Annotated in this window: 20 protein-coding genes; 11 read left to right on the forward strand and 9 right to left on the reverse strand. The window is 70.1% G+C overall.

All coding sequences use genetic code 11. The annotated features are described in order from the left end of the window. The first annotated feature begins 78 nt into the window (after nt 1-78). Entirely contained in the window at nt 79-1860 is a 1782-nt protein-coding gene (locus BLR68_RS04045; protein ID WP_018188762.1) for an acetyl/propionyl/methylcrotonyl-CoA carboxylase subunit alpha, read from the forward strand. Nucleotides 1861-1913: 53 nt separating this feature from the next. Here the strand turns inward: BLR68_RS04045 and BLR68_RS04050 are convergent, their stop codons facing one another. Further along, complete coding sequence (locus BLR68_RS04050) at nt 1914-3365, reverse strand: NAD(P)H-quinone dehydrogenase (RefSeq protein ID WP_026303045.1); 1452 nt, start codon at nt 3363-3365, stop codon at nt 1914-1916. 93 nt (nt 3366-3458) lie between these two features. Between BLR68_RS04050 and BLR68_RS04055 the strand changes: the two genes are divergently transcribed. The 3 genes from BLR68_RS04055 to BLR68_RS04065 are packed head-to-tail and all read left to right on the forward strand — an operon-like array spanning nt 3459 to nt 6522. Further along, nucleotides 3459-4289 carry a purine-nucleoside phosphorylase gene (locus BLR68_RS04055; RefSeq protein ID WP_018188764.1) on the forward strand — a complete coding sequence of 277 codons (831 nt, stop codon included), beginning with the start codon at nt 3459-3461 and terminating at the stop codon, nt 4287-4289. After that, on the forward strand, nt 4286-5950 hold the full coding sequence (locus tag BLR68_RS04060) for a phospho-sugar mutase (protein WP_018188765.1): 1665 nt from the start codon (nt 4286-4288) through the stop codon (nt 5948-5950). Before BLR68_RS04055 ends, BLR68_RS04060 begins: the two co-directional genes overlap by 4 nt. Continuing rightward, the gene (locus BLR68_RS04065) at nt 5947-6522 is read left to right on the forward strand and encodes a GNAT family N-acetyltransferase (protein WP_018188766.1); all 576 of its coding nucleotides are present in this window, start codon (nt 5947-5949) and stop codon (nt 6520-6522) included. Before BLR68_RS04060 ends, BLR68_RS04065 begins: the two co-directional genes overlap by 4 nt. Here BLR68_RS04065 and BLR68_RS04070 read toward each other — a convergent pair whose 3' ends face one another. Then, nucleotides 6523-8415, reverse strand: a complete 1893-nt coding sequence (locus BLR68_RS04070) for a BglG family transcription antiterminator (RefSeq protein WP_018188767.1) — start codon at nt 8413-8415, stop codon at nt 6523-6525. It lies immediately after the preceding gene. Between the two features lie 140 nt (nt 8416-8555). On the opposite strand from BLR68_RS04070, the gene BLR68_RS04075 reads away from it, so the two are divergent. The 7 genes from BLR68_RS04075 (at nt 8556) to BLR68_RS04105 (ending at nt 14922) form a co-directional block, all read left to right on the forward strand. Further along, nucleotides 8556-8885 (forward strand): PTS sugar transporter subunit IIB, encoded by a 330-nt coding sequence (locus BLR68_RS04075; RefSeq protein ID WP_018188768.1) that lies wholly within the window; start codon nt 8556-8558, stop codon nt 8883-8885. After that, entirely contained in the window at nt 8882-9157 is a 276-nt protein-coding gene (locus BLR68_RS04080; RefSeq protein ID WP_018188769.1) for an HPr family phosphocarrier protein, read from the forward strand. The genes BLR68_RS04075 and BLR68_RS04080 overlap by 4 nt, the downstream gene beginning before the upstream one ends. Before the next feature lie 7 nt (nt 9158-9164). Further along, nucleotides 9165-10832 (forward strand): phosphoenolpyruvate--protein phosphotransferase, encoded by a 1668-nt coding sequence (gene ptsP / locus BLR68_RS04085; protein ID WP_026303047.1) that lies wholly within the window; start codon nt 9165-9167, stop codon nt 10830-10832. A gap of 29 nt (nt 10833-10861) precedes the next feature. Next, nucleotides 10862-12487, forward strand: a complete 1626-nt coding sequence (locus BLR68_RS04090; protein WP_026303048.1) for a PTS mannitol transporter subunit IIBC — start codon at nt 10862-10864, stop codon at nt 12485-12487. 79 nt (nt 12488-12566) lie between these two features. Beyond that, nucleotides 12567-13007: a PTS mannitol transporter subunit IIA gene (locus BLR68_RS04095; protein WP_018188772.1), complete on the forward strand. Its 441-nt coding sequence runs from the start codon at nt 12567-12569 to the stop codon at nt 13005-13007. Next, nucleotides 13004-14167, forward strand: a complete 1164-nt coding sequence (locus BLR68_RS04100; RefSeq protein ID WP_018188773.1) for a mannitol-1-phosphate 5-dehydrogenase — start codon at nt 13004-13006, stop codon at nt 14165-14167. The genes BLR68_RS04095 and BLR68_RS04100 overlap by 4 nt, the downstream gene beginning before the upstream one ends. Then, nucleotides 14164-14922, forward strand: coding sequence for an alpha/beta hydrolase (locus BLR68_RS04105; RefSeq protein WP_018188774.1), 759 nt, complete (start codon nt 14164-14166; stop codon nt 14920-14922). Before BLR68_RS04100 ends, BLR68_RS04105 begins: the two co-directional genes overlap by 4 nt. A 70-nt stretch (nt 14923-14992) precedes the next feature. Here BLR68_RS04105 and BLR68_RS04110 read toward each other — a convergent pair whose 3' ends face one another. The 7 genes from BLR68_RS04110 to BLR68_RS04140 form a co-directional block, all read right to left on the reverse strand. Then, nucleotides 14993-15904 carry an endonuclease domain-containing protein gene (locus BLR68_RS04110; protein WP_018188775.1) on the reverse strand — a complete coding sequence of 304 codons (912 nt, stop codon included), beginning with the start codon at nt 15902-15904 and terminating at the stop codon, nt 14993-14995. Nucleotides 15905-16061: 157 nt separating this feature from the next. Further along, entirely contained in the window at nt 16062-17177 is a 1116-nt protein-coding gene (locus tag BLR68_RS04115; RefSeq protein ID WP_018188776.1) for an adenosine deaminase, read from the reverse strand. A 23-nt stretch (nt 17178-17200) separates the two neighbouring features. After that, on the reverse strand, nt 17201-18493 hold the full coding sequence (locus BLR68_RS04120) for a thymidine phosphorylase (RefSeq protein ID WP_018188777.1): 1293 nt from the start codon (nt 18491-18493) through the stop codon (nt 17201-17203). Next, nucleotides 18490-18915, reverse strand: a complete 426-nt coding sequence (locus tag BLR68_RS04125; protein ID WP_081626489.1) for a cytidine deaminase — start codon at nt 18913-18915, stop codon at nt 18490-18492. The genes BLR68_RS04120 and BLR68_RS04125 overlap by 4 nt, the downstream gene beginning before the upstream one ends. A 23-nt stretch (nt 18916-18938) precedes the next feature. Further along, a complete protein-coding gene (locus BLR68_RS04130) occupies nt 18939-20225 on the reverse strand; it encodes an ABC transporter permease (RefSeq protein WP_018188779.1) in 1287 nt (428 codons plus the stop codon). Next, on the reverse strand, nt 20222-21532 hold the full coding sequence (locus BLR68_RS04135) for an ABC transporter permease (RefSeq protein WP_018188780.1): 1311 nt from the start codon (nt 21530-21532) through the stop codon (nt 20222-20224). The genes BLR68_RS04130 and BLR68_RS04135 overlap by 4 nt, the downstream gene beginning before the upstream one ends. Continuing rightward, nucleotides 21529-23043 carry an ABC transporter ATP-binding protein gene (locus tag BLR68_RS04140; protein WP_018188781.1) on the reverse strand — a complete coding sequence of 505 codons (1515 nt, stop codon included), beginning with the start codon at nt 23041-23043 and terminating at the stop codon, nt 21529-21531. The genes BLR68_RS04135 and BLR68_RS04140 overlap by 4 nt, the downstream gene beginning before the upstream one ends. Between the last annotated feature and the right edge of the window lie 71 nt (nt 23044-23114).

Genomic DNA, 23114 nt, shown 5'->3' on the forward strand with positions numbered 1-23114 from the left:
ACTCCGCCACATGAATCCCGCATGACTTTGTGCGAGTGATCCAAAGAGTCCGGCAGTCACGTGGGTAGGCTCGAAGCCATGCCTGAGAGCGTGAACACTGGAATCTCGAAAGTGCTGATCGCCAATCGTGGCGAGATCGCGGTGCGCATCATCCGCGCCGCACGTGACTCGGGGAAGACCTCGGTGGCGGTCTACGCCGACCAGGACCGCGACGCGATGCACGCGCGCCTCGCCGATGAGGCCTACGCCCTCGGCGGAGCGACGAGCGCAGAGACGTACCTCTCGATCGAGAAAATCCTCTCGGTCGCCCGCCGCTCCGGCGCCGACGCCGTCCACCCCGGCTACGGCTTCCTGGCCGAGAACGCGGAATTCGCGCGCGCCGTCATCAGTGCGGGCCTCATCTGGATCGGACCGTCGCCCGAGGCGATCGAGGCACTCGGCGACAAGGTCACGGCCCGCCACGTGGCCGAGAAGGTCGGTGCTCCCCTCGCTCCCGGCACGCCCGGCCCCGTCTCCGGTGCAGAAGAGGTCGTCGCCTTCGCCCGCGAGTTCGGCATGCCCATCGCCATCAAGGCGGCCTACGGCGGCGGCGGCCGCGGCCTCAAGGTCGCCCGCGAGTTCGACGAGGTCGAGGAACTGTTCGAGTCGGCGACCCGTGAGGCGATCACCGCGTTCGGACGCGGCGAGTGCTTCGTCGAGAAGTACCTCGACAAGCCGCGTCACGTCGAGACGCAGTGCCTGGCGGATGCCGAGGGCAACGTCGTCGTGGTCTCGACGCGCGACTGCTCGCTCCAGCGCCGCCACCAGAAGCTCGTCGAAGAGGCCCCCGCACCCTTCCTCACGGCGGAGCAGAACGAGATCCTCTACTCGGCGTCGAAGGCCATCCTCAAGGAGGTCGGCTACGTCGGCGCGGGCACGTGCGAGTTCCTCATCGGGGCCGACGGCACCATCTCGTTCCTCGAGGTCAACACGCGCCTGCAGGTCGAGCACCCGGTCTCCGAAGAGGTGACCGGGATCGACCTCGTGCGCGAGCAGTTCCGGATCGCCGAAGGCGGCACGCTCGACTACGCCGACCCCGAGCCGGTCGGCCACTCGATCGAGTTCCGCATCAACGGCGAGGACCCGGGCCGAGGCTTCCTGCCCGCCCCCGGCGACATCCACGTCTTCAAGACGTTCGGCGGCCCCGGTGTGCGTCTGGACTCCGGTGTCACCGCCGGCGACAGCGTCTCGGGAGCGTTCGACTCGCTGCTCGGCAAGCTCATCGTCACGGGCCGCACCCGCGAAGAGGCGCTGGAGCGCTCTCGTCGCGCGCTCGACGAGTTCGAGGTCGCCGGGATGCCGACGGTGCTGCCGTTCCACCGCAAGGTCGTGCGCGACCGCGCCTTCACGGGCGAGGACGGCACGTTCGGCGTCTTCACACGCTGGATTGAGACCGAGTTCGACAACGACATCCCCGCGTGGGACGGCGAGGCGGGACCCTCGGCCGAGCCGGAGGGACGCCACACGGTCGTCGTGGAGGTCTCGGGCAAGCGTCTCGAGGTCAGCCTCCCCGACCGCCTCTCCCACGCCCCTGCCGCGGTCGGGCGCCCCGTCGCCGTGCCGCCGTCGCGGCGTTCGCACGCGCCGTCCGCCGTCTCAGGCGCGAGCGGTGACGCCGTCGCGTCCCCCATGCAGGCGACCGTCGTGAAGATCGCCGTCGAGGAGGGGCAGCAGGTCGTCAAGGGCGATCTCGTCGTCGTCCTCGAGGCCATGAAGATGGAGCAGCCCATCCAGGCGCACAAGGACGGCGTCGTCGGCGCGATCAACGCTCAGGCCGGTGCGACCGTCTCGGCGGGGCACCAGCTGCTCACCATCTCCTGACGGAGTGAGGCCTCGAGGGCCGGAGGCGACCCGATCGGGTCCGCCTCCGGCCCTCAGCTGTAGGTGTCCTCGTCGCGGGCGACCTGGTGCATCGCCCGCGTCGCGTCGGTGATGCTGCCGGCGAGCGAGGGGAACACCGCGAAGACGCGGGAGAGCTGGTCGACCGTGAGCCGCCGCTCGACGGCGATCGCGATCGGGTAGATCAGCTCGGAGGCGCGCGGAGCGACGATGACACCGCCGATGACGGTCCCCGATCCCTCGCGCGCGATGATCTTCACGAAGCCGTCCTTGACGCCCATCATCTTCGCCCGGGCGTTGGCCGCGAGCGGGAGCTTGTACACGGTGCCGTTGACGGCGCCCGACTCGATGTCGCGCTCCTGGCTACCGACGGTCGCGATCTCGGGTGCGGTGAAGATGTTGGCGGTGACGCGCTCCTTCTTGAGCGGGATGACGGTGTCGCCGAGCGCGTGGAAGACCGCCATCCGCCCCTGCATGGCCGCGACCGAGGCGAGCGGCAGGAACGTCGTGCAGTCGCCGGCTGCGTAGATGTTGGGCACCGAGGTCCGCGCGACGCGGTTGACCTGGATGTGGCCGGAGCCGGTGAGCTGGACCCCGGCATCCTCCAGTCCGATGCCTGCCGTGTTCGGGATCGATCCGACCGCCATGAGGCAGTGGCTCCCCTCGACGGTGCGGCCGTCCGAGAGGGTCGCGACGACGCCGTCCTTCGTGCGCTCGACCTTCTCGGCGCGCGACTTGGAGAGCACCTCCATACCGCCCCGGGTGAACACCTTCTCGATGACCGCGGCGGCGTCGGAGTCCTCACCCGGGAGGACCTGGTCGCGGCTCGAGATCAGCGTGACCTTCGAGCCGAGGTTCATGTACGCGCCGGCGAACTCGGCTCCCGTGACGCCGGACCCGACGACGATGAGGTGCTCGGGGAGGCTCGTCATGTTGTAGAGCTGCGTCCACGTGAGGATGCGCTCCCCGTCGGGCTTGGCGCTGTCGAGCTCGCGGGGCGACGCGCCGACCGAGACGACGAGGGTGTCGGCCTCGACGCGGTCGAAGTCGGTGCCGCCGGGACCGGTCGAGACGACGACGGCGTGCGTGCCGTCGAGGCGGCCGTGGCCCGAAATGATGCGGACGCCCGCGTCCACGAGCTGGGCCCGCTGATCGTCGGACTGCTGGCGGGCGAGGGAGAGGAGTCGCTTGTTGACGGCGCCCAGGTTGATGGCGATCTCGGGCTTGAGCGGCTTGCCGCTGTCGCCGCGGGCGAACAGCTGCACGCCGAGATCCGACGCGCCGCGGATCGCGACGGCGGCGTCCGCCGTGGCGATGAGGGTCTTGGACGGGACGACGTCGGTGATGACGGCGGACCCGCCGATGCCCGCGCGCTCGACGAGCGTCACCTCGGCTCCCAGCTGGGCCGCTGCGAGAGCCGCCTCGTATCCGCCGGGGCCGCCACCGATGATCGCGACACTCTGGGTGGTCTCGAAGCTCACAGACATGTGGATCATTCTTTCAGGCTGACGGGGGTTCGTGCGCCGCGCCGCGGAACGCATCGTGTGGCCGAGCGCGTCGGCGCTTCCTAGAGTGGGAGCATGCACGAGGAGACCCACCCGCTCGACGATCCCGCCATCGACCCGTTCGAGGTCGCTGACACCGCCGCCGCTGACATCGCACGCCTCACCGGTGTGGAACGCCATGACATCGCCCTGACCCTGGGCAGCGGATGGGGGAAGGCCGCCGAGCTCATCGGCGAGACGACCGCGACGCTCGACGCGACGGAGGTCACCGGCTTCAGCAAGCCCGCCCTCGCCGGGCACGTCGGGTCGATCCGCAGCATCCTGACACCCGACGGCAAGCGCGTCCTCGTCATCGGAGCGCGCACCCACTACTACGAGAACCACGGCGTCCGCCGCGTCGTCCACAGCGTGCGGACCGCCGCCGCGACCGGCGCGAAGATCATGGTCCTCACCAACGGCGCCGGCGGGATCAAGACGTCGTGGACGCCGGGACAGCCCGTCCTCATCAGCGACCACATCAACCTCACCGCGGACTCGCCGCTCGAAGGCGCGACCTTCATCGACCTGACCGACCTCTACTCGTCGCGCCTGCGCGACCTCGCGCGCACTATCGATCCGAGCCTCGACGAGGGCGTCTACTGCCAATTCCGCGGGCCGCACTACGAGACCCCGGCCGAGGTCCAGATGGCGAAGGCCATCGGCGGACACATCGTCGGGATGTCCACGGCCCTCGAGGCGATCGCCGCCCGCCAGGCGGGCATGGAGATCCTCGGCTTCTCGCTCATCACGAACCTGGCCGCCGGCATCCAGTCGACCCCGCTCAGCCACCAGGAGGTCCTCGAGGCCGGGCGCGACGCCGAGCCCGTCATCTCGGACCTGCTGGCCCGCGTGATCGGCGTCCTGTGAGCGAGGCCGTGCTCGAGACCGCCCGTGAGTGGCTCGCGCAGGACCCGGATGAGGCGACCGGGGCGGAGCTCTCCGACCTGATCTCGCGCGCCGAAGGGGGCGACTCCGCTGCGACAGCCGACCTGCACGACCGCTTCGACACCCGCCTCGCCTTCGGCACCGCGGGCCTTCGCGGGGCGCTCGGTGCGGGCTCGAACCGCATGAACCGCGTGCTCGTGAGCCAGGCGGCCGCCGGCTTCGCGGCCTACCTGCGTGACCGTGCCGGCGCCGAGACGCCGTCGATCGTCATCGGCTACGACGGACGTCGAAACTCCGACGTGTTCGCCCGCGACAGCGCCGAGATCTTCGCCGGTGCAGGACTCCGCGCGATCCTCCTCCCCCGCCTCCTGCCGACGCCCGTCCTCGCCTTCGCGGTGCGCCACCTCGGCGCCTCGGCCGGCGTCATGGTCACGGCATCCCACAACCCGCCGGACGACAACGGGTACAAGGTCTACCTCGGCGGTGACGACGACGGCGCGCAGATCGTGTCGCCGGCGGATGCCGAGATCGCGGCGCGCATCGACGAGGTCGCGGCGCGCGCGGACCTCGGATCGATCCCGCGCTCGGACGACTACGAGATCGCGGATGAATCCGTCGTCGACGCGTACGTCACCGCGACCGCCGTCGTCGCCCCCGCCCCGGCGGGCGCGGCAGGACTCAACTGGGTGTACACGGCGATGCACGGCGTCGGATACGAGACGCTCTCTCGCGTCCTCGAGACCGCCGGCTACCCCGCGCCGACGGTCGTGGCGGCGCAGATCGAGCCGGACGGCCGCTTCCCGACCGTCGCGTTCCCGAATCCCGAAGAGCCCGGCGCGATGGACCTCGCGTTCGAGACCGCCCGGGGCGCGGACGCCGAGCTGATCATCGCGAACGATCCCGACGCCGACCGGCTCGCCGTCGCGATCCCGGATGCCGCGGCCCCCGGCGGCTGGCACCGGTTGACCGGCAACGACGTGGGGCTCCTGCTCGGCTGGCGTGCCGCTCGCACCGCGACCTCGGGAACCCTCGCGTGCTCGCTCGTCTCGTCGCCCGGTCTGCAGACGATCGCCGAGCACTACGGCCTCGACTTCACGGCGACCCTCACCGGATTCAAGTGGATCTCCCGTGCCCCGGGCCTCGTCTACGGCTTCGAGGAGGCGCTCGGCTACCTCGTCAACCCGGGCACGGTCCGCGATAAGGACGGCATCTCGGCGGCGGTCGCGATCCTCGGCCTCGTCGCGGAGGCCCGCGAGGAGGGCAGGACGCTCGGCGACCTGCTCGACGAGTCCGCGGCGACCTTCGGACATTTCGCGAGCGGCCAGGTCTCGCTCCGTGTCGACGACGTCTCGGTGATCGGCCGGATCATGACGGCCCTGCGCGCGGCGCCCCCGGCATCCATCGGCTCGGTCGCCGTGGAGCGCATGGAGGACCTGCTCACGGCGCCCGAAGGCTCGCCGCGCGGCGATGTCCTGCGCCTCTGGCTCGAGGACGGGTCGCGCGTCATCGTGCGCCCGAGCGGCACCGAGCCGAAGCTGAAGGCCTACCTCGACGTACGCGGCGAGTCCGCCGAGGATGCCGCTGCGCGCCTGAGCGGGGTCGACGCCGGTGTGCGCTCCGTGCTGGATGCGGCGCAGGCATGACGACCGCACTGATCGAACCGGTCACCCTCCGACACGGCCGGGTCGAGCTCGTGCCGCTCGACCCCTCGCACGCGGATGCGCTGGCATCGGCACGCGACGGGCTCGAGTACGCCTGGTACACGGCGATCCCGGCATCCGTCCCCGATGAGATCACGCGGCGCCTCGCCGAGCGGGACGCGGGCCGGATGAATCCCTTCACGGTCGTCGTCGACGGTCGCCCGCAGGGCATGACGACGTTCTGCGAAATCGACGCCGAGAACCGGCGCGTCGAGATCGGATACACGTGGCTGTCACGCGACGTGCAGCGCACCGAGGTGAACACGACGGCGAAGCGGCTGCTGCTCGGCCACGCGTTCGAGGCGTGCGACGCGATCGCGGTCGAGTTCCGGACCTCGTGGCACAACCGGCAGTCCCGAGCGGCGATCGAACGGCTCGGCGCCCGTCAGGACGGCGTGCTCCGCAACCACCGCATCGGACCGGGTGGGACGATGCGCGACACCGTGGTGTACTCGATCCTCCCCCACGAGTGGCCGGGTGTCCGGATGGGACTCGACGCGCGCCTCGTGGGCTGATCAGCCGTCGACGACCGCGACGAGCTCGTCGAGGAAGCCGGCGAAGCTCGTGCCGCGGCGGAGGATCCGCTGCACGCTGTCGCGCTCGCTGAACACCTCGACGAATTGCTCGAACACCGTCTGGAACGCCTCGCGGTCCGACTCCGAGAACGCCACCATCGCGACGACCTGCACGCGCCCGTCGCCCCAGCGGATCGACGGGTCGGCGAGGCCCACGGCGATCGCCGTCCGCGTCGCGGTCATGCCGATCGCGTGCGGGACGGCGAGCGCATCGGTGAACGCGGTCGACGAGATGCGCTCCCGCTCGAGCGTGCGATCGACGTAGTCCTCGGTGATGACACCCTGGGCGGCCAGGAGCCCGCCGAGACCGCGGATGACCGTCTCCTCGTCGGCGTCGGCGGGCAGCCGTGCGACGAACGCATCGGGCGAGAAATAGCGCTCGAGCTCGGCGCGGAGCCCCGCGAGGCGTCGCGCCCGGCGGGCACGTGCCGCGGCCTGCTGCACGCGCTCGACGTCGGGCTCGGTGAGGAACGGCTGGATCCGCACGAGCCGGTCGGAGGGCGTGGGGGGATCGATCGTGGTCAGCACCAGGTCGGTGTCGAGCCCTGACCAATCGGGATCGACACGCGTCTCGACCGCGACGACCTCGATCTCGCGACCGAGGGCGCGATCGATGCTCGTGCGCAGCAGCTCGTGCATCTCGTAGTAGCCCGGGCAGACGAGCGTCGCCGTCAGCAGACGAGCGGACTGACGCGAGCGCTCCAGTCGGCCGCCGACGTGCATCGCGATGTACGCGATCTCGTCCTCGTGCAGCGGCGCGCCGACGACGACGCGGAGCTGCTCGGCCATGAAGACCGCCACGTCGAAGATCATCGGGTAGCTCGACTTCAGCGACCGGGTGAGGGCGTTGCGCGACCACGCCCGATCCTGGGCGCGCTGCCGCAGGTTCTGGACGTGCAATGCGAGCCTCAGGATGAAATCGTCGTGGTCGATGTCGACGAGGAACTCGGATGCCGCTCGCGCGACGACCGCTCGCACGGCCTCCTCGACGTCGGCATCCAGTCGGTCTCGGATGACCGCGTCGGGCTCCGCGGCACCCGGAGCGACGACGCGGGTCTGCACGAGCGCGGCCAGGTGGTCCCGGTCGCCGTCGCCGAGGTGGACGCCCAAGTGGGTCACGGCGAGCCGATCGAGCAGATCGGCGATCTCGCCGCGCGCCGCCGAGTCCCCGACCGGCTCGCCGTCGAGCCCGCGGCCGCGACCGACGCGGTCGGCGGCGATCGCGATGTGCATCATCACGTCGCCGATGCCGAACTCGTTCACGAGGTAGCCGAGTTCCCCGAGACCGTCGACCAGCTCGGCTTTGAACGCACCCAGGGCGGAGGTCTCGGCGGTGCTCTCGCCGAGGGCACGTCGGAGTGCCCGCAGATCGAAGGCGCCCTGCTCCATCTCGTCGTGGACGAGACGGCTGAGCAACCGGCGTTGGGCCATCTCGGTCCCCGACAGCCGCACGCGTTCGGCGGACCGTTCCAGCGTGAGCTGCGTGCCGCTCAGGAGCGCGCGCACCCGGCCGAGGTCTGCCTCGAGCGTCGCTTCGCTCACGTGGAAGTGCTGCGCCGCGTCGTAGACGTCGATTCCCGCGGGCGCGTCGAGCAGGTCGCGGACGAGTCGGTGCAGGCGATCCCGCGGTGTCTCCTCTGCGACCGTCCGCAGCGCCCCTGGGGCTCCGGGCCCCGGGCGGTACCCGGAAGGACCCGACTCGATCGCGTCGCCGCCGGGGACGCGGGCGTTGAGCGCCGCGACGTAGGAGCGGATGCTGCGGGGCGTGACGCCCACGACGTCGGCGAGCTCGCCGGCCGTCCGCCACGCGGCATCCCGGATCAGGAGCGCCATGACCTGGTCCTGTCTCGCCCGGCTCACCCGTCCAGTCAACCATCTGTGCGACCAGGGGGTTTCCTCCCCCGCGGAAGAACGGCTGGTTGTCGCTTCCTGGGAGTCGGATGAGAATAACAAGGAGACAAGGAGGCGGATCGATGAAGATCCTCGTCGTCTGCGGCGCCGGTGCGTCGAGCACGTTCGTCGCCCAGCGTCTGCGGCACGCCGCACAGCGCGAAGGCAGGGACCTGTTCGTCCGCGCCGGAGTGCCCGGCATGGTCGCCACGGAGGCCGACGCCGGCGACGTGGTGCTCGTGGGTCCGCACCTCGCCTCCGCCCTCCCCGACATCGAACGGGATGCCGCCACCCGACAGGCGCGCACCGTGCTGCTGCCGGAGGACGTCTTCGACGACCGTGACGGAATCCGCACGCTCGCCCTGGTGAACGCCGCGACAGCGGCAGACCGCAGTGAAAGGACCCCGCGATGAGCGCACCGGCCAGCCGGACCGTGAGGATCGGCTCCTCCAACGGCCTGCACGCCCGCCCCGCGAAGATGTTCGCGCAGGCCGCGAAGGATTCCGGCATCCCCGTCACGATCTCGAAGGGATCCGGCGGAGCGGTCAACGCCGCCAGCATCCTCAGCGTGATCTCGCTCGGTGCTGAGAACGGCGACTACGTGACGCTCACCGCAGACGGCGCGAACGCCGAAGGGGTGCTCGACGCCCTCACCGAACTTCTGACCACCGACCACGACGCCTGAGGGACACATGACTGAGCTTCGAGGAGTAGGAATCGGCCTGGGCGTGAGCCACGGCCCCATCGCGCGGATGGCGGAGCCGCTGCCCGCGCCGAAGGACGAGAAGAGCGCACGGAGCGCCGACGAGGAGACCGCGCGCGTCCGTGCCGCGATCGAGGCGGTCGCGCGCGAGCTCGAGCAGCGCGGCGAGACCGCGGGAGGTGCCGCGCAGGAGGTCCTCGAGGCGCAGGCCATGATGGCCGAGGACCCGGCGCTCGAAGAAGAAGTCACGAACCGCATCGGCGCCGGCAAGACCGCCGAGTTCGCCGTCTTCGACGCTTTCGCGTCGTTCCGCGACACGCTCTCCGCGATGGGCGGCTACCTCGGCGAGCGCGCCGCCGACCTCGATGACGTCGCTCAGCGCGTCATCGCCCACCTCCGGGGCGTCGCCGCTCCCGGAGTGCCCGACCCGGGGCATCCGTTCGTCCTCGTCGCGAAGGACCTCGCTCCCGCCGACACCGCGCTCCTCGACCTCGACAAGGTCCTCGCGCTCGTGACGACCGAGGGCGGCCCGACGTCGCACACCGCGATCCTCGCCCGCGAGAAGTCCATCGTCGCCGTCGTCGGCGTCCGCGGTGCGGCCGGTCTCGCCGAGGGCGAGACGGTCGTCGTCGACGCCGCGGCCGGTGTCGTCACGACCCAGCCGACCGACGACGACATCGCCCAGGCGGAGCGCCGCGAGGCCGACCGCGCCGCCGCGGCGGACGCCCCCGTCACCCCGGGGGCGCTCGCGGACGGTACCGCCGTGCCGCTGCTCGCGAACCTCGGCAAGCCGCAGGACGCCGCGAAGGCCGTCGAGCTCGGCGCCGAGGGTGTGGGCCTGTTCCGCACGGAGTTCCTCTTCCTGAGCTCCTCGCAGGCCCCGACCGTCGAGGAGCAGACGAAGGCGTACACCGAGCTGCTGCAGGCGTTCCCCGGCAAGAAGGTCGTCGTCCGTGCGCTGGATGCCGGCGCCGACAAGCCGCTCGCCTTCCTGAACGACGCGCACGAGGAGAACCCGGCCCTCGGACTCCGCGGCCTCCGCGCCCTCCGCGCCAGCGAGGACATCCTGCGCGAGCAGCTCACCGCCCTCGCCAACGCGGATGCCACCACCGAAGCCGACCTCTGGGTCATGGCACCGATGGTGTCGACCGTCGAGGAGACCGAGTACTTCGTCACGCTCGCGAAGGAGTACGGCATCAAGACCGCCGGCGTCATGGTCGAGGTCCCCTCCTCGGCTCTGCTGGCCGACAAGGTCCTCGCCCACGCCGATTTCGCCTCCATCGGGACCAACGACCTGACGCAGTACACGCTGGCGGCCGACCGCCTGCTCGGTTCGGTCTCGTCGTTCCAGGACCCGTGGCATCCCGCCGTCCTGCAGCTCGTCAAGGCGACGGGCGACGGCGGACGCGTCAACGGCAAGCCGATCGGCATCTGCGGTGAGGCCGCGGCCGACCCGATGCTCGCGGTCGTCCTCGTCGGCCTCGGCGCGACCACGCTCTCCATGGCACCGACGGCGCTCGCAGATGTACGCGCCACCCTCTTGCACCACAGCCTCGACGACGCGAAGCGCATCGCCGAAGCAGCCCTCGCCGCATCCGATGCGGCATCCGCCCGAGCCGCGGCCCAGGAAGCCGCAGCACAGCACACCGCCGCATGAACCGCGGCACACAAAAGGAGACACAGCACATGTCAACGGCGACAACAGCCACACGCGGCGCAAGCCGCGCACGCGTCGGCGTGCAGCGATTCGGAACGTTCCTGTCGGGCATGATCATGCCCAACATCGCAGCGTTCATCGCATGGGGCTTCATCACGATGCTCTTCATTCCCGACGGGTTCTTCGGCGCCAACAGCCCCTTCGGCTGGCACTGGTTCCCGGTCGCGGAGATCCTCGGCGGCGGCGGCGACGTCTCCGCAATCGGGTGGGAGGGTGCACGCACCGCGCTGACCGCAAGCGACAACGGCACCTACACGGGCTACGTCGGCATCGTCGGGGCGATGGTGACCTACCTTCTGCCCCTTCTGATCGCGAACACCGCCGGCCGCATGGTCTACGACGCCCGCGGTGGTGTTGTGGCGACGATCGCCGTCATGGGTGTCATCGTCGGCACCGACCAGCCGATGTTCCTCGGCGCCATGATCATGGGCCCGCTCGCCGCGTGGGTCACGAAGCAGATGGACAAGCTGTGGGACGGCAAGATCAAGCCCGGCTTCGAGATGCTCGTCAACAACTTCTCGGCGGGCATCCTCGGCATGCTCCTCGCGATCTTCGGCTTCTTCGCATTCGGTCCCCTCATGCTCGGAATCGGCCGACTGCTCGGCGGGATCGTCGACTGGCTCGTGTCGCTCAGCCTGCTGCCGCTGCTGTCGATCTTCGTCGAGCCGGCGAAGGTGCTCTTCCTCAACAACGCCATCAACCACGGTGTGTTCACGCCGCTGGCTCTCCAGCAGGTCGAGGATGCCGGTAAGTCGATCCTCTTCCTCATCGAAGCGAACCCCGGCCCGGGCCTCGGCCTGCTGCTCGCGTTCACGTTCTTCGGCGTCGGACAGGCGAAGGCATCCGCACCGGGCGCCGCGATCATCCAGTTCGTCGGCGGCATCCACGAGATCTACTTCCCGTACGCACTGAGCAAGCCCGCCACGATCCTCGCGCTGATCGCCGGTGGCGCAAGCGGTGTGACCGTCAACATGCTGTTCAACGGCGGACTCCAGTTCCCCGCCGCTCCCGGCAGCATCATCGCGGTCACGGCCGCGGCGATCGGTGCCGGCGTGCCGAACCTGCTCGTCGTCTACGCATCCGTCGTCGTCGCAGCCGTCGTCACGTTCCTCATCACCGCTGTCATCCTGCGGGCGTCCCGCAAGCGCGACCTCGCTGCCGAGGGTGACACCTTCGACGCCGCGATCGCGCAGACGGAGGCCAACAAGGGCAAGTCCTCGTCCGCGATGGACGCCCTCCGCGGCTCGGGTACGGCGACAGCCGCCGCATCCGCCCCCGCCGGCACCGCCGTCGCCGAGCGCGAGATCACGAACGTCGTGTTCGCCTGCGACGCCGGCATGGGCTCGTCCGCGATGGGCGCGAGCGTGCTCCGCAACAAGTTCAAGAAGGCGGGCGTGGAGGGCGTCACGGTCACCAACAAGGCGATCGCGAACCTCGACCCGTCCGCCGACCTGGTCATCACGCAGCAGCAGCTGACCGACCGCGCGCGTGGAGTCACCCCCGACTCCCTGCACGTCTCGGTCGACAACTTCATGAACTCGCCGAAGTACGACGAGGTCGTCGAGATGGTGCGTCGCCAGCGCGGCGACGTCTGATGCACGCCGCTGCGGGGTCGGGAACAATGGTCCCGACCCCGCAGCATCCTTTTTCCCACCCCCTCAGAAGGAGAACGTCATGGCTCGCGAAGTCCTCACCCTCGGCCAGATCCGCATCCACTCCGGCTCCGTCAGCCAGGAACAGGCCATGAAGGAGGCCGCCGACATCCTCGAGGCCGCCGGCGCCGTGACGAGCGCCTACTTCGACGCGATGCAGCAGCGCGAGGTCGCTGTCTCGACCTACATGGGCAACGAGCTCGCGATCCCCCACGGAACGAACGAAACCAAGGAGGCGATCCTCGACTCCGCACTCTCGTTCGTCCGCTACGACGGCGGCGTCGACTGGGGCGGCGAGCACGTGTCGTTCGTCGTCGGCATCGCCGGCAAGGGCGACGAGCACCTCGAGATCCTGTCGCAGATCGCCCTCCTGTTCTCCGAGGACGAGGAGGTCGCGAAGCTCAAGGCCGCGCAGACGCCCGAGGAGCTCTACCAGCTGCTCGCCACGGTGAACAACGCATGAAGGCCGTCCACTTCGGCGCCGGAAACATCGGTCGCGGCTTCGTCGGACTGCTCTTGCACGAGGGCGGGTACGAGCTCGTCTTCTCGGACGTCGCCCCGACCCTCGTCGAGACCATCAACGCGGCATCCGAGTACACGGTCCACGAGGTCGGGCCGGGCGGAGGCGACAAGACCGTCACCGGCTTCCGGGCGATCAACAGCCAGGCCGACCCGGATGCCGTCGCCGACGAGGTCGCTGCGGCCGACGTCGTGACGACCGCCGTGGGACCCAACATCCTGCCGTTCGTCGCACCGCACATCCTCGAGGGACTCGCCCGTCGCTCCGCCGACGCGAAGCCGCTGCAGGTCATGGCGTGCGAGAACGCGATCGGCGCGACCGACACCCTCCGCAGCGAGATCGAGAAGCTCGCCGGTGATGCGTGGGGCGATCTGTCCACGCGCGCCGTGTTCGCCAACACCGCCGTCGACCGCATCGTCCCCGGCCAGCCAGAGGGCGCAGGCGTCGACGTGACGGTCGAGCCGTTCTTCGAGTGGGCTATCGAGCGCGGACCGTTCGGCGACGACCTGCCGAACATCCCCGGCGCGCACTTCGTCGACGACCTCGCCCCCTACATCGAGCGGAAGCTCTTCACGGTCAACACCGGCCACGCCGCCACCGCTTACTTCGGTGCCGCCGCGGGGATCACCCGGATCTCGGACGCCCTGGCGGACCCCGGCATCCGGGGCAAGGTCGAGCAGGCACTCGGGGAGACCTCCGCGTTCCTCGCGGCCGCGCACGGGCTCGACCCCGCCGAGCTCGCCGAGTACCGCGCGACGATCCTCGAGCGGTTCTCCAACGAGGCCCTGCCCGACACCGTGCAGCGCGTCGGCCGTCAGCCGCTGCGCAAGCTGTCGCGTCACGAGCGCTTCGTCGGCCCCGCCTCGGCGGCCGCCGAGCGCGGTCTCGGCGTCGACGGACTCATCGCCGCGATCGCCGCCGCACTCCGCTTCGAGGACGCTGCAGACCCGCAGGCCGTCGAGTTGCAGGAGCGCATCCGAACCGAGGATGCCGCGGCCTTCACGGCATCCGTCACAGGTCTCGAGCCTGCCCACCCCCTGTTCGCACGCATCCAGGAGCAGGTCGCCCAGCGGCAGACCGAGCTCGGCCTCTACAGCGCGTGAGCGCGTCGAAGCGGCCCCGCTCCCGGGCACGGCGCATCGTCTCGATCGTGCTGCTGTCCGTGGCGGGGCTGCTCGTCGCCGGTATCCTCGGCATCGTGATCTGGAGCCAGGTCGGCGTCATGGGCGCCGAGGCCGGCCCGCTCGCCTCGGTGCGCGAGGACGACCGGATCGCCGTGGCCGACACCGGCGGCAACGTCGTGATGTCGCCGTCCTCCGGAGAGAGCACCGTCGGGCTCGTCTTCATCCCCGGGGCGAAGGTGGACGCCGAGTCGTACGAGGCGAAGCTCGCGGGGCTCGTCGCGGAGGACGGGATGACGGTCGTCATCACCCGACCGTGGCTGAACCTCGCTTTCTTCGACCCCCGGCCGCTGTCGACGTTCACCGATGCCGCGCCCGACGTCGACACCTGGCTCGTCGGCGGCCACTCCCTCGGCGGGGTGCGCGCCTGTCAGCTCGCATCGGATGCCGGCGGCCTCGTACTCTTCGCCTCGTACTGCGCGAACGACCTGTCCGGTTCCGGGCTTCCCGTGCTGAGCATCTCGGGCTCCGAGGACGGGCTGTCCACCCCCGAGAAGATCCAGGATGCCCGCGGCATGCTGCCCGCCGACGCCGAGTTCGTCGAGATCCCCGGCGCCTCGCACGCCTCCTTCGGCGACTACGGCCCGCAGGCCGGCGACGGCACCCCCACGATCGACGACCCCGCCATGACGGCCGAGATCACGGCATCCGTCGCGGAACTCCTCCCCCGCCTCTGACTCGCGGTCGAAGTCCCCCTTTGGCCGGGTATGCGCCCGCGATACCCGGCCGGATGGGGACCTCGGCGGGTCACGGCGTCCATCCCGCCTCCCGGAGCGCGCCCTCGACCATGCGGACCGCAGTCCGTCCGTCGCCCTGCAGATGATGGCGCAGGATGCGGATCAGCACCCACCCCTGTTGACGGATGTCAGCCCACCGGTCGGCATCGCGCTCGAACTGCGCGCGGTCCTCGGCGTGCTGGCGCCCGTCGTACTCGACAGCGACTCGCCACTGTTCATACGCCAGGTCAAGCCGTGCGACGAACCGACCGTCCGGCGCACGAATGACGATGTTGAGTGCAGGCTCCGGGAGTCCTGCGGCGCGCACGACCAGCCGCAGCCGCGTCTCCTGGGGCGACTCGGCACCGACGCGCACGTCGGAGAGCGCGGCTTCCAGCGCAGCCTGTCCCCGCCCCACTGCCCTGGCGACTTCCGCGGCGAGATCGTCCAACGTGAGCAGACCGCCGCGCACACCCACGAGGAAGTCCCCCGCCGCCACCAACTCCTCGTGATTCCACCAGGAGGCGACGTGGCGCCATGCCCTCGCCGGCCCTTTGACGCGCAGCCCCTCCACCACCCGCACGTCGGTGACACCCGGACCGAGCCGATGACCTACGACACCTGCGACCCTCGGCTCCCGATCCGGGCGGTGCGCCGCGACGTGGAGCCGCTGCGAGGCTCGATCCGCCGGAAGTGGCGCCCCGTAGAGAGCCAGCGCTGTGCTGTGGCTGAAGAACTGCCACGGCCGCATCCGCTGGGCGAACTGACGAGCCTTCGCCTCGAGCGACTCGAGGTCGTGGCCTGTGGGCACTCGGACGCCGGGATACGGGATCGCCAGATCCGCGGCATCCAGTCGACCGGTGGTTACCCCGGCACGACGGGCTTCATCGACGTGGAACTCTCGGTCGCGCAGGTTCTCGGGAAGGGGACGCGGTCGCCGCATTCCTGCAGGATGTCGCGCGGGGGCAGCCGGTCAGGCGCCCATCCCGCGCGCCGCGGACAGCCCTCACACGACCGGCCCTGGGGAGAAAGGATGAGGTCCCGATCGGGCCGGGTATGCGCGAGCCGTACCCGGCCCGATCGGGACCTCGAAATTAATGTCAGGCCGAGAAGCCCTCGCCGATGAGCTCGATGAGCTCCTCGCGCTCCTCGATCGTGAGGAAGGCCGCCGCCGCAGCGTTCAGCTGGAAGGCCTCGAGGTCGTCGAGCGTGTACTCGAACGCGTCGGCGAGGAGCTTGAGCTCGCGGGTCAGCGAGGTGCGGCTCATGGTGCGGTTGTCGACGTTCACGGTGACAGCGAAGCCGAGCTGGTACAGCAGGTCGAAGGGGTGATCCTCGAGCTGCGTTCCCCACGCCGCGATCGCGCCGGTCTGCAGGTTCGACGAGGGCGACAGTTCGAGGGGGATCTCGCGGTCGCGGACCCAGCGCGCCAGGTCGCCGAAGCGGACCTGCACCTCCTCGCCCTTCTCCGCGACGACGTCGAGGTCCTCGGCGATGCGCACACCGTGTCCGAGGCGCAGTGCCCGCCCGTCGATCAGCGCGGAGCGGATCGAATCGAGCCCCGCGGCCTCACCGGCGTGCACCGTGGCGGGGAAGAAGGCGGATGCCAGGTAGTCGAACGCCGGCCGCAGGTTCGACGGCGGGAAGCCCGCCTCCGGACCGGCGATGTCGAACCCGACGGCGCCGCGACCGCGGTGGCGGACGGCGAGCTCGGCGATCTCGAGCGACCGGTCGGTGTGACGCATGGCGGTGATGAGCTGGCCGACACGGATGTCGCGGCCCGATCCCTCGACCGAGTCCTCGCCCTCCTCGATGCCCTCCTGCACGGCTTCCACGACCTCGTCGAGGCTCAGGCCGCCGCCCAGGTGCTGCTCGGGCGCCCAGCGCACCTCGCCGTAGATGACGCCGTCGGCTGCGAGGTCCTCGACGAACTCCTTCGCGACGCGGCGCAGCCCGTCACGGGTCTGCATGACCGCGATGGTCAGGTCGAACGTCTTCAGGTACTCGACGAGCGAGCCCGAATCGGACTGGTCCTCGAACCAGTCGGCGAGGTCGTCGGCCGCGGCTTCGGGAACCTCGACGCCCGCCTCGTCGGCGAGCTCGATGATCGTCTGCGGCCGGAGCGCGCCGTCGAGGTGGTCGTGCAGCGACACCTTGGGGAGCGAGCGGATCGAGACGCCCTCGAGGTTCGCGTCACCGTGCTGATCGATGGCCATTGTGCAGTCCTGTCGTGAGGGGTTCAGGCGGTGATGCGCTCGAGGACGAGCGGGGTGGATGCCGGGGCTTCCGCACCGATCTCCCAGGCGCCCTCGAGCGCCTCGGCGGCCCGCGCGAAGCGGTTCTCATCGTCGGCCAGCAGTGTGAACAGCGGCTGTCCGGCGGTGACCGTGTCGCCCGGCTTCACGAGCAGGTCGATGCCGGCGGCGTGGATGACGGGGTCCTGTGCACGGGCGCGTCCGGCGCCGAGGCGCCAGGCGGCGATCCCGAACGGGAGGGCTTCGAGCCGCGTGACGACGCCGGACTCGGTCGCCGTGACGGTGTGGGTCTCGCGCGCGGTGGGCATCGCGGCATCCGGGTCACCGTCCTGCGCGCGGATCATCCGGCGCCACGAGTCCATGGCGCGCCCGTCCTTCAGGGCGGCCTCCACGTCGGCGTCGGGCTGGCCGGCGAGGGCGAGCATCTCTCGTGCGAGCGCGACGGTCAGCTCGACGACGTCGGCGGGTCCGCCGCCGGCGAGCACCTCGACGGACTCGCGGACCTCGTTGGCGTTGCCGATGGCGAGGCCGAGGGGCGTGTTCATGTCGGTGAGCAGCGCCGTGGTCGCGACGCCCGAATCGGTGCCGAGGGCGACCATCGTGCGGGCGAGCTCGCGGGCCTTGTCGACGTCCTGCATGAAGGCGCCGGAGCCGAACTTCACGTCGAGGACGAGCGAATCCGTGCCCTCGGCGATCTTCTTCGACATGATGCTCGAGGCGATGAGCGGGATCGCCTCGACGGTGCCGGTGACGTCGCGGAGCGCGTAGAGGCGCTTGTCCGCCGGTGCCAGGCCGGAGCCGGCGGCGCAGATGACGGCGCCGACATCCCGCATCTGCGCGATCATCTCGTCGTTGCTGAGGGCTGCTCGCCAGCCGGGGATGGCCTCGAGCTTGTCGAGCGTGCCACCGGTGTGCCCCAGTCCGCGGCCCGACAGCTGCGGCACGGCGACGCCGAAGGCGGCGACGAGCGGTGCGAGCGGGAGGGTGATCTTGTCACCGACGCCGCCGGTGGAGTGCTTGTCGACGGTCGGCTTGCCGAGCCTGCCGAAGCTCATCCGCTCCCCCGAGGCGATCATCGCATCGGTCATGACGCGGATCTCGTCGCGGTTCATCCCGTTGAGGAGCACCGCCATCGCGAACGCGGCCATCTGCGAGTCGGCGACGTACTCGCGGGTGTACGCGTCGATCATCCAGCGGAGCGCATCCTCAGGGACGGCGCCGCCGTCGCGCTTGGTGCGGATGACGTCGACGGCGTCGAACGCCTCGACCGCGCTCATCGGGCGGCCTCCAGGTCGCGGGGGCCGAAGGCGTCGGGCAGGACCTCGTCGATCGTGCGGATGCCCGAGACGGTCTCGAGCAGCATCCCGGGGATCGCGAACTCGTTGAGCAGCTGTCGGCACCGGCCGCACGGCATGATCGTCTCGCCGTCGTTGTTGACGCAGACGAACGCGACGAGCTCGCCGCCGCCGGTCATGTGGAGGTTCCCGACCAGGCCGCATTCGGCGCACAGGCCGACCCCGTAGGAGGCGTTCTCGACGTTGCAGCCGGTCACGATCCGCCCGTCGCTCACGAGCGCCGCGGCGCCCACTCGGTAACGGGAGTACGGCGCGTACGCCTTCTCCATGGCCTCGACGGCTGCCGAACGCAGCTCGTCCCAATCGATGTCGGTCACGACTTCTTCCTCTGTAGATGAGCGGATGCCGCGGGTCGCGGCATCCCGTGTCAGCCCTTGATGTAGGGCTTGCCCGCTGCCGCGGGACCGCGGATCTGCCCGGCGAAACCGGCGACCGCGAGGATCGTCACGACGTACGGCAGCATGAGCATGAATTCGCTCGGGATGGGGGTGTCCAGCACGGTGAGCTGGTTCTGCAGGTTCGTCGCGAAGCCGAACAGCAGCGCGGCGAGCGTCGCGCGGATCGGGTCCCACCGGCCGAAGATGACGGCCGCGAGAGCGATGAAGCCGAGCCCGGCGGTCATCTCCTTGCCGAACTGCGGCACCGACACGAGCGTGAAGTACGCGCCGCCGATGCCGGCGATCGCTCCGGCGAGCGAGACGTTCCAGAATCGCGTCGTGTTGACCTTGATTCCCACGGTGTCGGCGGCCTGCGGGTGCTCACCGACGGCGCGAAGGCGCAGACCCCAGCGCGTGCGGTAGAGGCTCCACGAGACGACGGCGACCGCGACGTACATGAGGTACACGATGAAGGTCTGGTTGAACAGGACCGGACCGATGATCGGGATCTCGCTCAGCAACGGGATCTCGATGCGGCCGAAGCGCTCCGGACGGTTGAGGGTGTCCTCGTTGGGGACGAGCAGCGCCCCGTACAGGAAGCCCGTCAGGCCGGTCACGAGGACGTTCAGGACGACGCCGACGATCACCTGGTCGACGAGGTACTTGATGGCGAACGCCGCGAGGACGAAGGAGACCAGCACGCCGCCCACCATCGCGCCGATCAGGCCGATGAAGGGGCTGCCCGTGATGCTCGACAGGAGTGCCGCCGAGAAGGCGCCCAGCAGCAACTGACCCTCGATGGCGACGTTGACGACGCCGACGCGTTCGCCGATGACCCCGCCCAGCGCACCGAACACCAGCGGGACCGACAGCGACACGGCTCCGAAGAGCAGGCTCGTAACGGGGAAGGTTCCTCCGGCGGCGGCCCACACGATGAAGGCGACGACCGCAACGACGGCGAAGACCGAGGTCAGCCACAGCGGCGTCCGGCGGTAGTTCCATGCGTTCCATGCCGCCAGTGCCGCGAGGAGGACGAGGACGACGACCATCGCCCAGCTCGTGGCGCCCGTCGGCACCTCGATGTTCGGGACGGCGATCGACGAGGTCGCGTCGCCGAGGCGGAACGTCGTGACGGCGCCGCGGGGGACGAGGCCGAACAGGAGCGCCATCAGCACGACGACGACGCCGAAGACGATCGGCACCTTGACGTGACGCGCCTTGACGACGGTCAGCTGGATGGTGCCGTCGGATTCGAGTGCGGGAGCCGGAGCGCTCATGCCGCCACCGCCTTCTTCGCGGCCTTGGCTCGCGCCTTGTCCGCCTTCTCGATCTCGGTCTTGGGAAGGAAGAACACGGCGCGCAGCAGAGGCGGCGCCGCGATGAAGAGCACGACGAGCGACTGGACGACGAGCACGATGTCGACCGGGATCCCCTGCGCCTGCATCGAGAACGACCCCGCCTTGAGGGCGCCGAACAGGATGCCGGCGGCGAAGGTCCCCCACGCGCGGCTGCGCCCGAGGAGTGCCACGGTGATCGCGTCGAAGCCGATGCCGGCGTCGATGGTGGCGGCGAAACCGGTCGTGACGTTGCCCTGGATCTGGTTCATGGCGGCGAGACCGGCGAGGCCGCCGGCGAAGACCATGGCGTAGATGTAGATGCGCTCGACGTTGATGCCGCCCGCACGCGCGGCGTGCGGGTTCTCGCCGACGGCCCGCATCCGCAGTCCGAGGCTGGAGCGCTCGATGAGCCACCAGACGAACACGGTCGCGACGACGACGATGACGAAGCCCCAGTCCAGCTGCGGGAACGTCGGGCCGAACAGGTCGGGGAACTGAGCTGTGGCCGGCGTCGGCTGCGACTGCGGCTGGTTGCTGCCCTCTGCCTGCAGGAGACCCGGGGTGCGCAGCATCCACAGCAGCAGGTAGTACGCGACGTAGTTGAGCATGATCGTGAGGATCACCTCGTGCGCACCGGTGCGCGCCTTCAGCAGACCCACAAGACCGCCCCAGATCGCTCCGCCCAGGATGCCGGCGAGCAGGGTGAGCGGCAGGTGCACGAGCAGCGGCAGGTCGAGGTTGAACGCGAAGAAGCCTGCGAACAGGGCACCGACGAGCATCTGGCCGCGCGCACCGATGTTGAACAGGCCGACGCGGAACGCCAGGGCGACGCCGAGGCCGGCGGCGATCAGCGGCGCGGCGAACCCGAGGGTGTTGGTCAGCGGGCGGATCTGCGCCGAGAAGTCGCCGACGCGCGGGTTAAAGACGGCGCCGCGGAAGAGGGCCTCGTACCCGGTGTAGATGGCGTTCCACGCCGCGACGAGGGTGTCGGTGGGACGCGCGAAGAAGTATCCGCTCGTGCGCTGCACCTCTTCGTTGGTCACCGCGATGAGCACGCCGCCGACGATCATGGCGAGCACGAAGGCGAGGATCGTCGTGACGGCGCTGCCGCGCACGAGCTCACGGAAGAAGACGTCGGTGCGCGAAGGCTGCCCCGGCTCCTTCTCCCCCGTCAGCGGGCCGCTCGCGGTGGGCAGCTGTGCAGCGGGATGCGCCGCGTCGGCGGCGCCGGGCGTCGTGCCGCTCATGCAGCCACCTCCGGGTCGGTTGCGCCGGCCATCATGAGGCCGAGGGTTTCGCGGGGGGTGTCACCGGGGACGATGCCCACGACGCGCCCGCGGTACATGACGGCGATGCGATCGGCGAGTGCGGTGACCTCGTCGAGCTCGGTCGACACGACGATCACGGGGATCCCCGCGTCGCGCGTCTCGACGATGCGCTTGTGGATGAACTCGATGGATCCGACGTCGACGCCGCGGGTCGGCTGGGCGGCGACGAAGAGCTTGAGGTCGCGGCTCATCTCGCGAGCGATGACGACCTTCTGCTGGTTTCCGCCGGACAAGGTGCCTGCAGGGGTCTCGGGACCCCGCGTGCGGATGTCGTATTCCTCGATGCGGGCACGCGCGAACGCGTCGAGTTCGGCGCGGCGGATGGTGCCCGCGCGCGAGAACGCCGGGTCGGTGGTGCGGTCGAGGATGAGGTTCTCGGCGACGGAGAAGCCGCCGACGAGCCCGTCTTCCTTGCGGTCCTCGGGGACGAAGCCCACGCCGGCATCCAGGATGCTGCGGACGCTCTTTCCGACGAGCTCCGTGCCGTCGAGGCTGATGGAGCCCTCGGTGCGGGCGGCGAGGCCGACGATGGCCTCGACGAGCTCCGTCTGGCCGTTGCCCTGCACACCTGCGACGGCGAGGATCTCGCCAGGACGGACGTCGAACGACACCTCGTCGACGACGATGGCGCCGCCGGGGGTGAGGACGCGCAGGTCTCGCACCTCGAGTCCGCCGGAGCTCGGCTTGGCCGGCTCCTTCTGTACGGTCAGCTCTACGGCACGACCGACCATGAGGGAGGCGAGCTCGGCGTTGGTCGCCGTCGGCGACGCGGTGCCGACGATCTTGCCGAGGCGCACGACCGTGATCCGGTCGGCGACCTCGCGCACTTCGCGCAGCTTGTGCGTGATGAAGACGATGGACGTCCCCTCGTCGCGCAGCTGTCGCATGATCCCCATGAGCTCGTCCGTCTCCTGGGGGGTGAGGACCGCGGTCGGCTCGTCGAAAACGAGGACCTTCGCGTCGCGGGAGAGAGCCTTGATGATCTCGACGCGCTGCTGGACGCCGACGGGGAGGTCGCCGACGAGGGCGTCGGGGTCGATCTGGAAGCCGAACCGGTCGGCGACGGCACGCACATGGGCGCGGGCCTGCGCGAGGTCGAGCTTGCCGAGGCCGGTCGTCTTCTCGTGGCCGAGCATGACGTTCTCGGCGACGGTGAACACGGGGATGAGCATGAAGTGCTGGTGCACCATGCCGATGCCGGCCGCCATCGCGTCACCGGGACCCCGGAAGTTCTGGACGGCGTCGTCCAGCAGGATCTGTCCCTCATCGGCGCGGTAGAGGCCGTAGAGGACGTTCATGAGAGTGGATTTGCCGGCGCCGTTCTCGCCGAGGAGAGCGTGGATCTCCCCCGGCTCGACCACGAGGTCGATGTGATCGTTGGCGACGAGGCTGCCGAATCTTTTCGTGATTCCGCGGAGCTCGAGCTTCATACGAGAACCCTAACCGGCGGGTGTCTGGAAAGTACCCGCCATAAAACGTTGAGCGAACGGCACTCGGGGCG

Origin of the sequence: Microbacterium sp. 77mftsu3.1 (assembly GCF_900100525.1) — a bacterium.
In the GTDB taxonomy this organism is placed as follows: Bacteria; Actinomycetota; Actinomycetes; order Actinomycetales; family Microbacteriaceae; genus Microbacterium; species Microbacterium aquilitoris.

Bases quoted from the DNA above. Each gene is read 5' to 3' on its own strand.
- BLR68_RS04045 (WP_018188762.1), top strand. From the start codon at position 79: ATGCCTGAGAGCGTGAACACTGGAATCTCGAAAGTGCTGATCGCCAAT.
- BLR68_RS04050 (WP_026303045.1), bottom strand. From the start codon at position 3,365: ATGTCTGTGAGCTTCGAGACCACCCAGAGTGTCGCGATCATCGGTGGC.
- BLR68_RS04055 (WP_018188764.1), top strand. From the start codon at position 3,459: ATGCACGAGGAGACCCACCCGCTCGACGATCCCGCCATCGACCCGTTC.
- BLR68_RS04065 (WP_018188766.1), top strand. From the start codon at position 5,947: ATGACGACCGCACTGATCGAACCGGTCACCCTCCGACACGGCCGGGTC.
- BLR68_RS04070 (WP_018188767.1), bottom strand. From the start codon at position 8,415: ATGGCGCTCCTGATCCGGGATGCCGCGTGGCGGACGGCCGGCGAGCTC.
- BLR68_RS04075 (WP_018188768.1), top strand. From the start codon at position 8,556: ATGAAGATCCTCGTCGTCTGCGGCGCCGGTGCGTCGAGCACGTTCGTC.
- BLR68_RS04080 (WP_018188769.1), top strand. From the start codon at position 8,882: ATGAGCGCACCGGCCAGCCGGACCGTGAGGATCGGCTCCTCCAACGGC.
- ptsP (WP_026303047.1), top strand. From the start codon at position 9,165: ATGACTGAGCTTCGAGGAGTAGGAATCGGCCTGGGCGTGAGCCACGGC.
- BLR68_RS04090 (WP_026303048.1), top strand. From the start codon at position 10,862: ATGTCAACGGCGACAACAGCCACACGCGGCGCAAGCCGCGCACGCGTC.
- BLR68_RS04095 (WP_018188772.1), top strand. From the start codon at position 12,567: ATGGCTCGCGAAGTCCTCACCCTCGGCCAGATCCGCATCCACTCCGGC.
- BLR68_RS04100 (WP_018188773.1), top strand. From the start codon at position 13,004: ATGAAGGCCGTCCACTTCGGCGCCGGAAACATCGGTCGCGGCTTCGTC.
- BLR68_RS04110 (WP_018188775.1), bottom strand. From the start codon at position 15,904: ATGCGGCGACCGCGTCCCCTTCCCGAGAACCTGCGCGACCGAGAGTTC.
- BLR68_RS04115 (WP_018188776.1), bottom strand. From the start codon at position 17,177: ATGGCCATCGATCAGCACGGTGACGCGAACCTCGAGGGCGTCTCGATC.
- BLR68_RS04120 (WP_018188777.1), bottom strand. From the start codon at position 18,493: ATGAGCGCGGTCGAGGCGTTCGACGCCGTCGACGTCATCCGCACCAAG.
- BLR68_RS04130 (WP_018188779.1), bottom strand. From the start codon at position 20,225: ATGAGCGCTCCGGCTCCCGCACTCGAATCCGACGGCACCATCCAGCTG.
- BLR68_RS04135 (WP_018188780.1), bottom strand. From the start codon at position 21,532: ATGAGCGGCACGACGCCCGGCGCCGCCGACGCGGCGCATCCCGCTGCA.
- BLR68_RS04140 (WP_018188781.1), bottom strand. From the start codon at position 23,043: ATGAAGCTCGAGCTCCGCGGAATCACGAAAAGATTCGGCAGCCTCGTC.